Source organism: Streptomyces sp. 2114.4, from assembly GCF_900187385.1.
GTDB lineage: Bacteria > Actinomycetota > Actinomycetes > Streptomycetales > Streptomycetaceae > Streptomyces > Streptomyces mooreae.
Genome location: NZ_FYEY01000001.1, coordinates 1907113 through 1922583, shown reverse-complemented (window position 1 = coordinate 1922583; position 15471 = coordinate 1907113). Strand labels below are relative to the sequence as shown.

General features: G+C 72.8%; 8 protein-coding genes. 7 read left to right on the top strand and 1 reads right to left on the bottom strand.

The genetic code is table 11. The features are described 5' to 3' along the window. Positions 1 to 166 precede the first annotated feature (166 nt). Positions 167 to 3247 (top strand): endo-alpha-N-acetylgalactosaminidase family protein, encoded by a 3081-nt coding sequence (locus CFW40_RS08340; RefSeq protein WP_088797184.1) that lies wholly within the window; start codon positions 167 to 169, stop codon positions 3245 to 3247. Positions 3248 to 3285: 38 nt separating this feature from the next. On the opposite strand, the gene CFW40_RS08335 is transcribed toward CFW40_RS08340, so the two are convergent. Next, a complete protein-coding gene (locus CFW40_RS08335) occupies positions 3286 to 5094 on the bottom strand; it encodes a beta-galactosidase (RefSeq protein ID WP_371127147.1) in 1809 nt (602 codons plus the stop codon). Between the two features lie 155 nt (positions 5095 to 5249). Between CFW40_RS08335 and CFW40_RS08330 the strand changes: the two genes are divergently transcribed. From CFW40_RS08330 to CFW40_RS08305, 6 genes are all read left to right on the top strand, one after another. Then, positions 5250 to 6137: an AraC family transcriptional regulator gene (locus tag CFW40_RS08330; RefSeq protein WP_088797183.1), complete on the top strand. Its 888-nt coding sequence runs from the start codon at positions 5250 to 5252 to the stop codon at positions 6135 to 6137. A 571-nt stretch (positions 6138 to 6708) separates the two neighbouring features. Next, a complete protein-coding gene (pepN, locus tag CFW40_RS08325) occupies positions 6709 to 9255 on the top strand; it encodes an aminopeptidase N (protein ID WP_088797182.1) in 2547 nt (848 codons plus the stop codon). An 83-nt stretch (positions 9256 to 9338) separates the two neighbouring features. After that, positions 9339 to 9695, top strand: coding sequence for a VOC family protein (locus CFW40_RS08320; RefSeq protein WP_088797181.1), 357 nt, complete (start codon positions 9339 to 9341; stop codon positions 9693 to 9695). A gap of 211 nt (positions 9696 to 9906) precedes the next feature. Next, entirely contained in the window at positions 9907 to 12312 is a 2406-nt protein-coding gene (locus tag CFW40_RS08315) for an excinuclease ABC subunit UvrA (protein WP_088797180.1), read from the top strand. Between the two features lie 226 nt (positions 12313 to 12538). Further along, entirely contained in the window at positions 12539 to 13972 is a 1434-nt protein-coding gene (locus tag CFW40_RS08310) for a pyridoxal-dependent decarboxylase (RefSeq protein ID WP_088797179.1), read from the top strand. Continuing rightward, entirely contained in the window at positions 13969 to 15405 is a 1437-nt protein-coding gene (locus CFW40_RS08305; protein ID WP_088797178.1) for a lysine N(6)-hydroxylase/L-ornithine N(5)-oxygenase family protein, read from the top strand. The genes CFW40_RS08310 and CFW40_RS08305 overlap by 4 nt, the downstream gene beginning before the upstream one ends. Positions 15406 to 15471: the final 66 nt, after the last annotated feature.

The window sequence follows — 15471 nt, the reverse complement described above, 5'->3', positions numbered from 1 at the left end:
GCGTACGGGCTTTCCGCCGCGCCGGCCACCCTCCCGCTTCCTGCTGCACCCGCCCCGCCCCACATCTGTCCAACACCTGCCCCTCCTTTGTCCATAGGCGCACCACTCGCACGCGCAGCACGCTGTCCGCCGACAGGCAGTGCAGGCACGAAGGAGGACAGTGCGCGTGAACGAACAGACCGGCGCCCCACGCGGGCCCAGCCGCAGGAACGTCGTCGCCGCCACCGCGCTCGCCGGAGCGGCGGGCGCCCTCCCGCTCGGCGCGCACCCCGCCGGCGCCGCACCCCGTGGAGGCGAGGCGGTGCTCCGGTCCGACGCGCTGGAGGTACGGGTCGACACCGCCTTCCCCCGGGTCGTCTCCTACACCGACCGCGGCACCGGCGCCGTCCTGCACGGCCAGGACGCCCCGGTCACCCAGGTCCTCCTCGACGGCACCGCCCACACCCCCCGCGTCACCCACCGCACCCGCGCCGACCGCGCCACCTACACGCTCGGCTTCGACGGTGGCACCAGGATCACCGTCGAGATCGCCGTCCGGGACCGGTGCACGACCTGGCGGGTCACCGGCATCGCCGACACCCCGGCGCTGCGCATCGGCACCCTGGAGATCCCCGGCCTGGCCCTGCTGAGCGTCCGCAGCGACCAGCCCGGCGCCGCCCTGCTGGCCGCCCGGATCGAGCTGGACAAGGCCAAGAGCGGCGACACCCTGGTGCAGGTCACCGAGGACACCCCCGCCGACGCCGCACCCACCGGATGCGCCTACGCCGTCGTCGCCACCGACGCACTGGCCGGCGCCATCGAGAACAACACCTGCCACGACAAGCCCACCGGGGCCACCACCTGGGAGAACGGCCGCCTCTGGCGGCAGACGGTCAAGGGCGACGGCTTCGTCAAGGCCCAGCTGTCCTGCGGCCAGTGGACCCACCGGGCGGCCGGGCAAAGAGTGGACGCCACCGACCCGCTGCCGTACGCGACCGTCATCGTCACCGGCGACCGCAACGGCGACGGGCGGACCGACTGGCAGGACGCCGCCATCGCGCTGCGCGACATCATGGTCATGCCGCTGGGCGCCGGGGAACAGCATCTGCGGGTTGTCCCGCACATCCCGTTCAACTTCGCCAGCCAGGCCACCAATCCGTTCCTCGCCACCCTCGACCACATCAAGCGGATCGCCCTGGCCACCGACGGGCTGCGGCAGTTCACCCTCCTCAAGGGCTACCAGTCCGAAGGCCACGACTCCGCCCACCCCGACTACGGCGGCAACTACAACACCCGGGCCGGCGGCCTCGAAGACCTCAACACCCTGCTCCGCGCCGGCAAGAAGTGGAACAGCGACTTCGCGGTGCACGTCAACGCCACCGAGTCCTACCCCGTCGCCCACGCCTTCTCCGAGCAACTGGTCGACAAGGACGACAAGCAGTGGGACTGGCTCGACCAGTCCTACCGCATCGACGCCCGCCGCGATCTGCTCTCCGGCGACATCGCCCGGCGCTTCGCGCAACTCCGCAAGGAGACCGACCCGGCCCTCACCACCCTCTACCTCGACGTCTTCCGCGAGTCCGGCTGGAACTCCGACCAGCTGCAGCGCCATCTGCGCGACCAGGGATGGCAGATCGCCACCGAATGGGGCCACGGCCTGGAGCGCTCCGCCCTCTGGTCGCACTGGGCGAACGAGACCGACTACGGCCCCGACACCTCCCGCGGCATCAACTCCCGGCTGATCCGCTTCCTGCGCCACCACCACAAGGACGTCTTCGCCGACAAATGGCCCACCCTGCTAGGCAACGCCCGGATGGGCAACTTCGAGGGCTGGGTCGGCAAGACCGACTGGAACGCGTTCCACACGATCATCTGGACCGACGCCCTGCCCGCCAAGTACCTCCAGGCGTACCCGATCAGCACCTGGGGCGCGCACGAGATCACCTTCGAGGGCCCTACCAAGACCTCCGTCAGCGACGCCGAGGGCACCCGCAAGATCACCACCGACGGCCGGCTGGTCTACGACGACGGCACCTACCTGCTCCCCTGGGAACCCCGCCGGGCCACCGACCCGCACCGGCTCTACCACTACAACCCCCGTGGCGGCACCACCACCTGGACGCTGCCGCGCGGCTGGACGGGCACGGCCGCCGTCCACGCCTACCGGCTCACCGACCAGGGCCGCACCGAGGAAACCCGGCTCCCCGTCAGCGGCGGCAGGATCACCCTCACCGCCCGGCCCGGCGTCGCCTACGTCGTCCACCGCGCCAAGGCCCCGGTACAGCGCGACCCCGGCTGGGGCGAGGGCACCCCCCTGACCGACCCCGGCTTCCACTCCGGGAACCTGGCCGGTTGGCAGGTCACCGGCCCGGCCTCCGTCCGGATCGGCAAGCTGGGCGACTACGAGCTGGTCATCGACGCCGGCGCCGCCGCCACCGTCGCCCAACGCCTCGCCCGCCTCGCCCCCGGCAGTTACGCCGCCTCCGTACAGGTCGAGGTCGGCGTCACGGCGGGGGAGCGGCGGCGGGCCGCCCTGGAGGTCCGTACCGCCGACGGCGTCACCGCCGCCAACTGGACCGACACCTCCACCGCCGGCAACTACGTCGCCGCCGACCGGAAGTCCGGCACCCGCTTCCAGCGCCTCTTCACCCACTTCACCGTCCCCGAGGGCGGCGGCCCGGTCATCCTCGCCCTCACCGCGGCGGCCGGCCGGGCCCGGGTCCGGTTCGACAACCTCCGCGTCGTACCGGCCCGGCCCACCACCAAGCCGGGCACCCTGGCCTACGAGGACTTCGAGCACGTGCCCCAGGGCTGGGGCGTCTTCGTCAAGGGCGACGCGGGCGGCAGCACCGACCCCCGCACCCATATCGCCCAGCGGCACGCCCCGTTCACCCGGCGCGGCTGGAACGGCAAGGCCATCGACGACGTCATCGACGGCGGCCAGTCGCTCAAGTCACGCGGCGAGAACACCGGACTCGTCTACCGGACGGTCCCGCACACCGTCCGCTTCACCCCCGGCCGCCGCTACCGCGTCACCTTCCGCTACGAGAACGAGCAGGCCGGCCAGTACGCCTGGGTCACCGCCGCCGACACCCCCGCACCCCGCGAACTGCACCGCACCCCGCTGCCCGTCGCCCTCCAGCCCGCCATCCACACCTACGAGTTCACCGCACCGGCCGACGGCGAGGCATGGGTGGGGCTGCGCAAGGTGGCCGACGACGCGACCGCGGAGTTCGTCCTGGACTCCTTCGAGGTACGCGAGATCTGACGCGCCCCGGGGCAGCGGGCCCGCCGCCGGCGGACCGCTCAGCGCCCGCCCGCGCACGGATACAGACCGGGCGCCCCCGCCTCGTCCCCCACCAGGGCCGGGGCGCCCTCCCACTCCCACAACAGCAGCTCATTGGCGCCCTCGCGCAGCACCGGGCCCGGCACATACAGGGTCCGCTGCGGCCCGAGATCCCAATAGCGCCCCAGACAGAAACCGTTGATCCAGGCGAAACCGTGGCGCCACCCCGGCAGCGCGAGATCGGCATCCCCGGGCCGCCCGGCCACCGTCACCGTCCCCCGGTACAGCCCAGCGGCCCCGCCCGCCTCCTCCGCGGCCCGGAACGGCACCCTCGCCAGCGCCCCGGCATCCTCCATCGCATCCAGCCGCAGCCCCCGTGACCGTACGCCGTGCAGAAACTGCCGCTCGTGCAGCAGCCCGCCCGTGATCCCCTTGGACTCACCGAGCCGCGGCCCGTAGTTGACCCGCCCCAGCGACGCCACCCACAACTCCACCGACGCCGGCCCGGCCACCTCCCCGAGCACGGCGTCCTCGGTGTCCACCACGGGCCCGCGCACCCCGTCGACCCACACCACCGCCCGGTCCCGCAGCCCGCGCACCCGCAGCGGACGCGGACCACGCGGCCCCGGCACCTCGACCCGGTAGCGGACCACACCCCGGTCCACCCCCAGTTCCTCGAACGTCGCCGGCGCGCCCCCTTCGGTCTCCGCACCCCCCAGCACCTCCATCACGTCCCCGGCACACGCCCACTGACCGACCACCGCACGCACCGGCTCCGCCAGCACCCGCAGCGGCTCCGGCACCCGGGGCAACGGCCCGTCCGCCCACGCGGCCAGCACCTCCCGGAACCGCCAGAACTTCTCCGTGGGCCGCCCGCGTTCATCGACCGGCGCCCCGTAGTCGTAGGAGGTGACCGTCGGCCGCAGCGCCCCGTCATGCAGCGCGCCCGCACGGTTCGCCCCCGCCCACCCGCCGAAATTCGTCCCGCCGTGCGCCATATAGACATTGACCGACGCCCCGCACTCCAGAATCTCGCGCAGCGCCGCCGCGGCATCCTCCGGAGCGCGCGGCACCTGCTCCTGCCCCCAGTGCGCGAACCACCCGCACCAGAACTCCATGCACATCAGCGGCCCCCGAGCCTGGCGCCGCCGCAGCGCCGCCAGCGCCTCCCCGGCCCCCGCACCGAAGTTGACGGTGGCCGGCAGGCCCGGAACCGCACCACCGCTGAGCATGTGGTCCTCGGGCCCGTCCGAGGTGAACAGCGGCACCCGCACCCCCAGCGCCCGCAGCCGCTCCACGAGGTGCGCCAGATACACCCCGTCGCTGCCGTACGAGCCGTACTCGTTCTCCGCCTGCACCATGATCACCGGCCCGCCGCCCGCGCCACCGGGCCCCGCCGCCGTGCACTGCCGCGCCACGACCTGCGGCAGCAGCCGCGCGAACCAGGCGTCCACGGCCCGCAGATACGCCGCGTCCCGCGTCCGCACCCGCCGCCCCAGCGGCCCGGTCAGCCACTGCGGCAGCCCGCCGTTCTCCCACTCCGCGCAGATGTACGGTCCCGGCCGGACGATCGCCCACAGCCCCGCCGCCCGCACTGCGTCCAGGAACCGCCCCAGCGCCTCCGGGTCCCTGAACTCGCCGGGCCGCGGCTCGTGCAGATTCCACGGCACATAGGTCTCCACGCAGTTCAGGCCCATCGCCCGGAGCATCGCCAGCCGGTGATCCCACTGCGCCTCGTGCACCCGGAAGTAGTGCATCGCCCCGGACAGCAGCCGCACCGGCCGCCCGTCCAGCATGAAGTCCCGCTCGCCCGCCTCGAACTGCGTCACGTCACCCGCCCTGTGTCGTCTCCCGTGCGCCACCGGCGGGGCGCACCCGGTCACCCTTGCCCTCTGGCGGTGTGACGGTCCATGGACAAAGATCGGATCTGTTTGGACGGTTCGACGGTCCGACCAAGCGGTACGGAGCGACGGGAGGCCCGGACGTGTACCACACCTGGATGCGCTACTTCACCCCGAGCCCGGTCCACCACCGGCTCGGCCTGGTGTGCCTGGGAGTCGGCCTCCAGCACGGCACCCTGCCCACGGTCGGCCCGCGCACCCTCGACCACCACGTCGCCATCGTCATCAGCGCCGGCCGCGGCTGGTTCACCGCTCCCGACGGCCGACGCCGCGCGGTGACCGCCCCCGCCCTGCTGTGGATCGTGCCGGGGGTGTTGCACCACTACGGCGCCGACCCGGAGACCGGCTGGGACGAGAGCTTCGTCGACTTCACCGGGCCGGCCGCCGCGACCTACACCGAACTCGGCTACATCGAACCGGACCGCCCGCTCGTACCGCTCGCGGACACCGGGCCGGCCCGCACCGCCATCGGCCGGATCGCCCGCGCGGCGCGGCGGGGCAACCCCCTGCTGGAGGTGGAGACCTCGGCCGCGGTCCACGAACTCCTCGTCGCCCTGCGCAGGGTACGCGCCGACACCGACGCCGACGGGGACCCGGTCCTCCAGGCCCTCGCCCGGGACGCCTTCCTCCCCCTCTCGGTCGCCGAACACGCCGCCCGGCACGGCATGACCCCCGCGGAACTCCGCACCGCCGTACGCCGCGGGGCCGGCTGCAGTCCCAAGGACTACCTGCTGGGCATACGCCTGGGCCGCGCCAAGGAACTCCTGGTGGGAACCGAACTCCCGGTGGCCGCGGTGGCCCGCCGGGTCGGCTACGACGACCCGGCCTATTTCAGCCGCCTGTTCACCCGCCGGGTCGGCACCGCCCCCGTACGCTTCCGCGACCGCCAGGTCCGCAACGTACCCGGCGGCTGGTCCACCCAGGTCCCGGACCCGAACGACCCGCCACTGGTCAGCGGGTGCAACGGCTGAGGTTGGGGTTGGGGCCGCTGCGGCTCGGTTCAGTCCGGGCTGGGTGCGGGTGGTCTGTGGCTGTGGCCGGTGCGCCTTTTCGTTGGGGGTGGTGGGTCGGAGGGGACGCCCGGTACCCCTCCCCCAGCCTCCGGCCGGGAGGTGCCCCCACGGCGCGGGCGCATCTGGTACGTGGCATAGACCGGCCCGGCGTTCGCTCCGGTCCTGCGGGCGGGGCACCGGACATCCCCTCCGACCACCGCACGTCGGCGGCCGTCCCGCCGTACCAATGACCGTTACGGCCCAGAGTTCACCCCTTGGCAGGGCGCCGGCCGGGCGCACCGGCTTTGGCTACCGAGCAGTCGTCACCCGGCCGTGCTTGCTCCGGTGCGTCCCCTCCGGCCCCAGCGGCACTCACCGCCCCCGCAACGGCGCCAGCCCCCACGACCCAACCTGCGACACGGCGGCCCGGCCTAACGGCGCCCCCACAGGGGCGCGGGGAACTGCGCGCCCAGCCCCAACGCCCCCGCAGACAAACCACGCCCCCAGAACACGGATGCACCGCCCACCGGCCGTACGGCAGCATGACGTCATGCCCGCACTGCAGCGCGACGAGGCGCAGACCCGAGCCCGGCTCATCGACGTCCACCGTTACGAGGTCGCCCTCGACCTCACCCGAGGCGAGGACCACTTCGCCTCGCGTACGGTCATCCACTTCACCGCGCACGCCCCCGGCGACACCTTCGTCGAGGTCAAACCCGCCGAGCTGCACTCCGCCACCCTCGACGGCCACCCCCTCGACCCCGCGGCCCTCGACGACAACCGCCTCCCGCTCACCGGCCTCACCCCCGGCGCCCACGAACTGCGCCTGGACGCCACCATGCGGTACTCCCGCACCGGCGAAGGCATGCACCGCTTCACCGACCCCGCCGACGGCGAGACCTACGTCTACACCCAGCTGTTCATGGAGGACGTGCAGCGCGTCTTCGCGGCTTTCGACCAGCCCGACCTCAAGGCCGTCTTCGCCCTCACCGTCACCGCCCCCACCGACTGGACCGTCCTCGGCAACGGCATCGCCACCCAGGGCGACCCCGGCCACTGGACCCTCGCCCCCACCCCGCTGATCTCCACCTACCTGGTCGCCGTCGCCGCCGGCCCCTGGCACTCCGTACGCACCGCACACGCCGGACTGCCCTTCGGCCTCCACTGCCGCCGCTCCCTGGCCCCGTACCTCGACGCCGACGCCGACGAAATCCTCGACCTCACCCGGCGCTGCTTCGACCGCTACCACCAGATCTTCGAGGAGCCCTACCCCTTCGACTCGTACGACCAGGCCTTCGTCCCCGAGTTCAACGCCGGCGCCATGGAGAACCCGGGCCTGGTCACCTTCCGCGACGAATTCGTCTTCCGCTCCGCCGTCACCGACACCGAACGCCAGACCCGCGGCATGGTCGTCTCCCACGAAATGGCCCACATGTGGTTCGGCGACCTCGTCACCCTCCAATGGTGGGACGACATCTGGCTGAACGAGTCCTTCGCCGAATACATGGGCTACCAGGTCCTGTCCGAAGCCACGCGCTTCAAGGACACCTGGACCGACTTCGCCATCGCGCGCAAGGGCTGGGGCTACGACGCCGACCAGCGCCCCTCCACCCACCCCGTCGCCCCCGCCCCCGAGGACGTCCCCGACACCACCTCGGCGCTCACCAACTTCGACGGCATCTCCTACGCCAAGGGCGCCTCCGCCCTTCGCCAACTCGTCGCCTGGATGGGGGAGAAGGACTTCCTCGCCGGTATCAACGACCACTTCGCCCGGCACCGCTTCGGCAACGCCACCCTCGCCGACTTCATCGATTCGCTCTCCCGCGCCACCGACCGCGACGTCCACGCCTGGGCCGAGCGCTGGCTGCGCACCACCGGGGTCGACACCCTGACCCCCGTCGTACAGGACGGCACGGACGGCCACTGGAGCGTGTCCGTCGAGCAGACCGGAAGCCAGGACGGCACCCGCCCGCACCGGCTCACCATCGGCCTCTACGACCACGACCACACCACCCCGGGTCGCCTCGTCCCGCGCGAGCCGCTGTCCTGGGACGTGCCCGACGGCGGCGGCCACTCCGGCACGGGCGGCCGCCCCGCCCTGCTCCTGCTCAACGACCAGGACCTCAGCTACGCCAAGGTCCGTCTCGACCCCGTCTCCTGGGACACCGCCCTCGGCGCACTGTCCGGACTCCCCGAACCGCTGACCCGCGCCGTGGTGTGGAACGCCGCCCGCGACATGGTGCGCGACGGCGAACTCGCCCCCGCCGCCTACCTCGACGCCGCCCGCACCCACCTCCCGTACGAAACCGACCTCGCCGTCGTCCAAGGCGTCCTGGCCTTCGCCCGCACCCAGATCGCCGACCGCTACCTCCCCCGCACCGAACGCCACACCGCCCTCGGCACCCTCACCTCCCTCAGCCGCGACATACTCCGCCGTACCGAAGGCCCCGAACACGGTGCGGAAGCGGGACTGCGGCTCACCGCCGTCCGCACCTTCATCGACAGCGCCACCACCCCCGAGGGCATCCAGGACTGGCTCGACGACGGCAGCGTCCCCGGCGGCCCCCGCCTCGACCCCGAACTGCGCTGGCGCATCCTCGGCCGGCTCGCCACCCTCGGTGCGGCGCCGCTCGACGCACTCCGTACCGCCATCGACGCCGAACTCGCCCGCGACCCCAGCGCCACCGGCCGCGAAGGCGCCGCCCGCTGCCACGCCGCCCTCCCCGACCCGGCCGCCAAACAGGCCGCCTGGGACGCCCTGTTCACCACCGACGGCAAGGCCGCCCTGTCCAACTACCTCTTCACCGCGACCGCCACCGGCTTCTGGGCACCCGAACAGCACGACCTGCTCCGCCCCTACGTCGCCCGCTACTTCACGGAGGTCCCCGCCCTCGCCGCCGCCCGCGGCCCCGCCCTCGCCGACGCCGCCGGCCGCTACGCCTTCCCCGCCGTCTTCGTCGAGGAGGACACCCTCCGGCGCGGCGAGGCCTGCCTCACCGACGGCGACCCGACACCCGCCCTGCGCCGCAAGCTCGTCGATCAGCTCGACGATCTGCGCAGGGCACTGAAGGTACGCACCGCGGCCGGGGGCGCCTAGCGTGTCGAGGCCCGGCCCTCCCGTTCCTCCTTAAGCTCGATGGGGCATACCAGGCAATTCGCCCCACGACTTCAGGAGTGATCATGACCGGCTCTGTCACCCAGGGAATCAAGACCGTCCTGCACCCCGTCTCCGACCTGGCGACGGCCAAGGCGGTGTACGCCGCCCTGCTCGGCGTACCGCCGCAGGCCGACGAGTCCTACTACGTCGGCTTCGAGGCCGGGGGACAGCACATCGGGCTGGTGCCGGGCGGCGGCCCGCAGGGCATGACCGCACCGGTGGCCTACTGGCACGTGCCGGACATCGAGGCGAAGCTGGCCGAGGTGACCGCCGCGGGCGCCACCGTGAAGGAGCCCGCGCACGAGGTCGGCGGCGGCCGCCTGGTGGCCACCGTCACCGACCCCGACGGCAACGTCCTCGGGCTGCTCCAGGACCGATGACGCCCGCCCCCTCGCTCCCCGCCGCCTCCGGGCCGGGCGTGAGCTGAACCGGATGCCCGGCCGCGAGCCGCCGCGCGACGGCCGCCGGCCGGGCTGTTGCACGACCCCTCCGGCACAGCAGAATCAGACGTTACGCTCGGAGCCGGTCAGACCGACCCCGGCGACACCGACGGAGACTGCGAAGGCGGCCGTCCGCACAGAGGGAGACACGATGAGCAAGGTCACGAGGACGGACCCGCAGTCGCCCGCGCCGCACGCCGCCGACAGCCACGATCTGATCCGTGTGCACGGCGCGCGCGAGAACAACCTCAAGGACGTCAGCATCGAGATCCCGAAGCGCCGGCTGACGGTGTTCACCGGCGTCTCCGGCTCGGGCAAGAGCTCGCTGGTCTTCCACACCATCGCCGCGGAGTCGCAGCGGCTGATCAACGAGACCTACAGCGCCTTCGTACAGGGCTTCATGCCGACCCTCGCCCGGCCCGAGGTCGACGTCCTCGACGGGCTGACCACCGCGATCATCGTCGACCAGCAGCGGATGGGGGCCGACGCCCGCTCCACCGTCGGCACCGTCACCGACGCCCACGCGATGCTGCGCATCCTCTTCAGCCGGCTCGGGAAGCCGCACATCGGCCCGCCCGGCGCGTACGCCTTCAACGTCCCCTCGGTCCGGGCGAGCGGCGCCATCACCGTCGAACGCGGAGCCCGCAAGGCGGTGAAGGCGACCTTCACCCGCACCGGCGGCATGTGCACCCGCTGCGAAGGCCGCGGCACGGTCTCCGACATCGACCTCACCCAGCTCTACGACGACTCCAAGTCGATCGCCGAGGGCGCGTTCACCATCCCCGGCTGGAAGTCCGACAGCTTCTGGACCGTACGGGTCTACGCCGAGTCGGGCCTGCTCGACCCGGACAAGCCGATCCGCACGTTCACCAAGAAGGAGATGCACGACTTCCTCCACCGGGAGCCGACCAAGGTGAAGGTCGAGGGCGTCAACCTCACCTACGAAGGGCTGATCCCCAAGATCCAGAAGTCGTTCCTGTCCAAGGACAAGGAAGCGCTGCAGCCGCACATCCGGGCGTTCGTGGAGCGGGCGGTCACCTTCACCACCTGCCCCGAGTGCGACGGCACCCGGCTCAGCGAGGGCGCCCGGTCCTCGAAGATCAAGGGGATCAGCATCGCCGACGCCTGCGCCCTGCAGATCAGCGACCTGGCCGCCTGGGTCCGTGGCCTCGACGAGCCGTCGGTGGCGCCCCTGCTCACCGCGCTGGGGCAGACACTCGACTCGTTCACCGAGATCGGCCTCGGCTACCTCTCCCTCGACCGGCCGTCGGGCAGCCTGTCGGGCGGCGAGGCGCAGCGCGTCAAGATGATCCGCCACCTCGGCTCCTCGCTCACCGACACCACCTACGTCTTCGACGAGCCCACCACGGGCCTGCACCCCCATGACATCCAGCGGATGAACAACCTGCTGCTGCGGCTGCGGGACAAGGGCAACACGGTGCTCGTCGTGGAGCACAAGCCGGAGACGATCGCCATCGCCGACCACGTCGTCGACCTGGGCCCCGGCGCCGGTGCGGCGGGCGGCACGGTCTGCTTCGAGGGCACCGTCAAGGGGCTGCGGGCCGGCGGCACCGTCACCGGCCGCCATTTCGACGACCGGGCCGCCGTCAAGAAGTCCGTGCGCACCCCCACCGGCAGGCTGGAGATCCGCGGCGCGACCACGCACAACCTGCGCGGCGTCGACGTCGACATCCCGCTCGGGGTGCTGACCGTCGTCACCGGCGTCGCCGGCTCCGGAAAGAGCTCGCTCGTCCACGGGTCGCTGCCGGAACGGGCCGGAGCCACCGGCGAGGGCGTGGTGTCGGTCGACCAGGCCCCGATACGCGGCTCACGACGGAGCAACCCGGCGACGTACACCGGACTGCTCGACCCGATCCGCAAGGCGTTCGCCAAGGCCAACGGCGTGAAGCCGGGACTCTTCAGCTCCAACTCCGAGGGCGCCTGCCCCACCTGCAACGGCGCCGGCGTCATCTTCACCGATCTGGCGATGATGGCCGGCGTCGCCTCCCCCTGCGAGGAGTGCGAGGGGAAGCGGTTCCAGGCATCCGTCCTGGACCACCACCTCGGCGGCCGCGACATCAGCGAGGTGCTTGCGATGTCGGTGACCGAGGCCGAGGAGTTCTTCGGCGACGGCGAGGCACGCACACCGGCCGCGCACCGCATCCTCGGCCATCTCGCCGACGTCGGACTCGGCTACCTCGGCCTCGGCCAGCCGCTCACCACGCTGTCCGGCGGCGAGCGGCAGCGGCTCAAGCTGGCCACCCACATGGCCGAGAAGGGCGGCGTCTACCTCCTCGACGAACCGACCGCCGGCCTCCACCTCGCCGACGTCGAGCAGCTGCTCGGCCTGCTCGACCGGCTCGTCGACTCCGGCAAGTCGGTCATCGTCATCGAGCACCACCAGGCGGTCATGGCGCACGCCGACTGGATCATCGACCTCGGCCCCGGCGCCGGCCACGACGGCGGCCGGATCGTCTTCGAGGGCACCCCCGCCGACCTCGTCGCCGCCCGCTCCACCCTCACCGGCGAGCACCTCGCGGCCTACGTCGGCGCCTGACCGGGGCAGGGCGGCCGCCCTGAGACGGGTGCCGCCCCGCCCCGGACGGAAGCCGCCGCGGCCGGCCGGCGGCACCCGAACACCTGCGGTACACCCGTACCACTTACGGGTGGTATGACCGCGCAACCAGTGGATACAGGCTGTACAGGGAAAGTAACTTAGCGCTGCCTGAGGGCTCGTCCGCACGGGATCGACGCCCCAACTCCCCTGACAGAAAAGCACATTGATGCCTGTGCCCCCTGCCGGCACCGCCCTCGCAGGCGGCACCAACGGCCCCCGCGCCCTCCGCCCCTTCCTCGACACCGTCCTCGACGCCCTCACCACCGGAGCCGAGGACCGCGCCGGCCCCCTCCCGCCCGGCGGCCCCGCCACCGTCACCCGCGCCGTACGCGAGGCCTGCCACCCCCTGCTCCCCGACCACGGCACCGGCCCGCACACCGCCCTGCGCACCCTCGTCCACACCCTCGCCGCCGGCGCCGCCGACCCCGCCGACCCCCACTGCGCCGCCCACCTGCACTGCCCGCCGCTGGCCCTCGCCACCGCCGCCGACCTCGCCGCCGGCGCCCTCAACCCCTCCATGGACTCCTGGGACCAGGCCCCCGCCGCCTCCGCCCTCGAAGCCCTCACCAGCCGTGAACTCGCCGCGCTGGTCTACCCCCGGGCCACCCGCCCCGACGCCCTGATCACCACCGGCGGCACCGAATCCAACCAGCTCGCCCTCCTCCTCGCCCGCGAAACCACCACCCCCGCCGGCACCGCGACCGACCCCCACCGGCCCGCCCCACCCCTCCAGATCGTCTGCGGCGCCAACGCCCACCACAGCATCCACCGCTCCGCCTGGCTCCTCGGCCTCCCCGAACCCCTCACCCTCCCCACCCCCGACGGCATCCTCACCCCCGACACCGTCCACACCTGCCTCGCCAGCCTCGCCGGCCGCACCGGCCCCGTCCTCCTCACCGCCACCGCCGGCACCACCGACTCCGGCGCCCTCGACCCCCTCCCCGCACTCGCCGACCTCGCCGACCGGCACGGCGCCCGCTTCCACGTCGACGCCGCCTACGGCGGAGCCCTCCTCTTCAGCGACACCCACCGCAGCGCACTGAACGGCCTCGCCCGCGCCCACACCGTCGCCCTCGACCTGCACAAACTCGGCTGGCAACCCGTCGCCGCCGGCCTCCTCGCCGTCCCCGACCCCGCCACCCTCGCCCCCCTCACCCACCAGGCCGACTACCTCAACGCCGACGACGACACCGAAGCTGGCCTCCCCGACCTCCTCAGCCGCTCCCTGCGCACCACCCGCCGCCCCGACATCCTCAAAATCGCCGTCACCCTCAAAGCCCTCGGCCGCCACGGCCTCGGCGAACTCGTCGACCGCACCCTCGCCGCCGCGCAGACCCTCGCCGACCTCATCGAGGCCCACCCCCGCTACGAACTCCACTCCCGCCCCACCCTCAGCACCGTCCTCTTCCGCCCCACCGGCGCCGACGACACCACCCTCGCCACCATCCGCCGCACCCTCCTCACCGACGGACAGGCCGTCCTCGGCCGCGCCACCACCCCCACCGGCCTCTGGCTCAAAGCCACCCTCCTCAACCCCCACACCCAACCCGGAGACCTGACCACCCTCCTCAAACTCGTGGAAGGCCACACGCCTCGATGAGCGCCACCCCGCACCCGGAAAACCTCCTCACCACCCACACCACGAGCCCCGGCGAACCCCTCGACCTCGCGGGCATCGGCATCGGCCCCTTCAACCTCTCCCTCGCCGCCCTCGCCCACCCCCTCACCACCCTCCGCACCGCCTTCTACGACCAGCGCCCCGCCTTCCACTGGCACCCCGGCCTCCTCATCGACGGCGCCACCCTCCAAGTCCCCTTCCTCGCCGACCTGGTCACCCTCGCCGACCCCGCCAGCCCCTGGACCTTCCTCAACTACCTCAAAACCCGCGAACGGCTCTTCCCCTTCTACTTCGCCGAACGCTTCCACCTCCACCGCGCCGAATACGACGCCTACTGCCGCTGGGTCAGCGAAAACCTCCCCAGCCTCCACTTCGGCCACCAGATCGACGCCGTCCGCTGGAACCCCGAACACGAAGTCTTCGAAGTCGACTTCACCCAGCTCGACGCCGAAGGCGAAGCCGAAGCCCTGGGCCGCACCCACGCCCGCAACCTCGTCCTCGGCATCGGCACCACCCCCCACATCCCCGTCCCCCTCCGCCCCCTCGCCGAGGCCCCCGCCGTCCCCGTCATCCACTCCGCCGACTACCTCGACCACCGCGACACCCTGCTCGCCGCCGGCCACGTCACCGTCATCGGCGCCGGCCAGTCAGGCGCCGAAATCTTCCTCGACCAGCTCCGCGCCCGCCCCGCCGGCCGCGAACGCCTCCACTGGCTCGCCCGCACCCCCGCCTTCGCCCCCATGGAATACAGCAAACTCGGCCTCGAACACTTCACCCCCGACTACACCCGCTACTTCCACGCCCTCCCCGAACGCGTCCGCGACGACCTCGTCCCCGGCCAGTGGCAGCTCCACAAAGGCATCGACCACACCACCCTCGGCGCCATCCACGACGAGCTCTACCGCCGCACCCTCGACGGCGGCTGGCCCGACGCCACCCTCACCCCCGGAGTCTTCGTCCGCACCGCGGGCCGCGTCGGCACCACCAAGGTCGAACTCCACCTCGACCACACCCAGCAAGGCACCCGCTCCCGCCTCACCACCGACGCCGTCATCCTCGCCACCGGCTACCGCGAACGCCGCATGGACACCCTGCTCGCCGCCATCGACCCCTACCTACGCCGCGACTCCGGCGCCCGCCCCCGCATCGACGCCGACCACCGCCTCGTCCTCGACCCCGCCATCACCGGCTCGGTCTACGTCCAGAACGCCGAAACCCACACCCACGGCGTGGGCACCCCCGACCTCGGCCTCGCCGCCTGGCGCAGCGCCACCATCCTCAACTCCCTCACCGACAACACCCCTTACCCCCTCCCCAGCCGCACCGCCTTCACCAGCTTCGGCCTCCCCCAGCCGTCGGCCGGGCGCACCGGCATGGTCCCCCGCCAGGGCTCCACCCTCGTCCCCCGCCGCTGACCCCGCCCCACCCACGTCCGCCCGCCCGACGCCACCAGAACCACGGGAACCGGGGGAGCGCCGCGC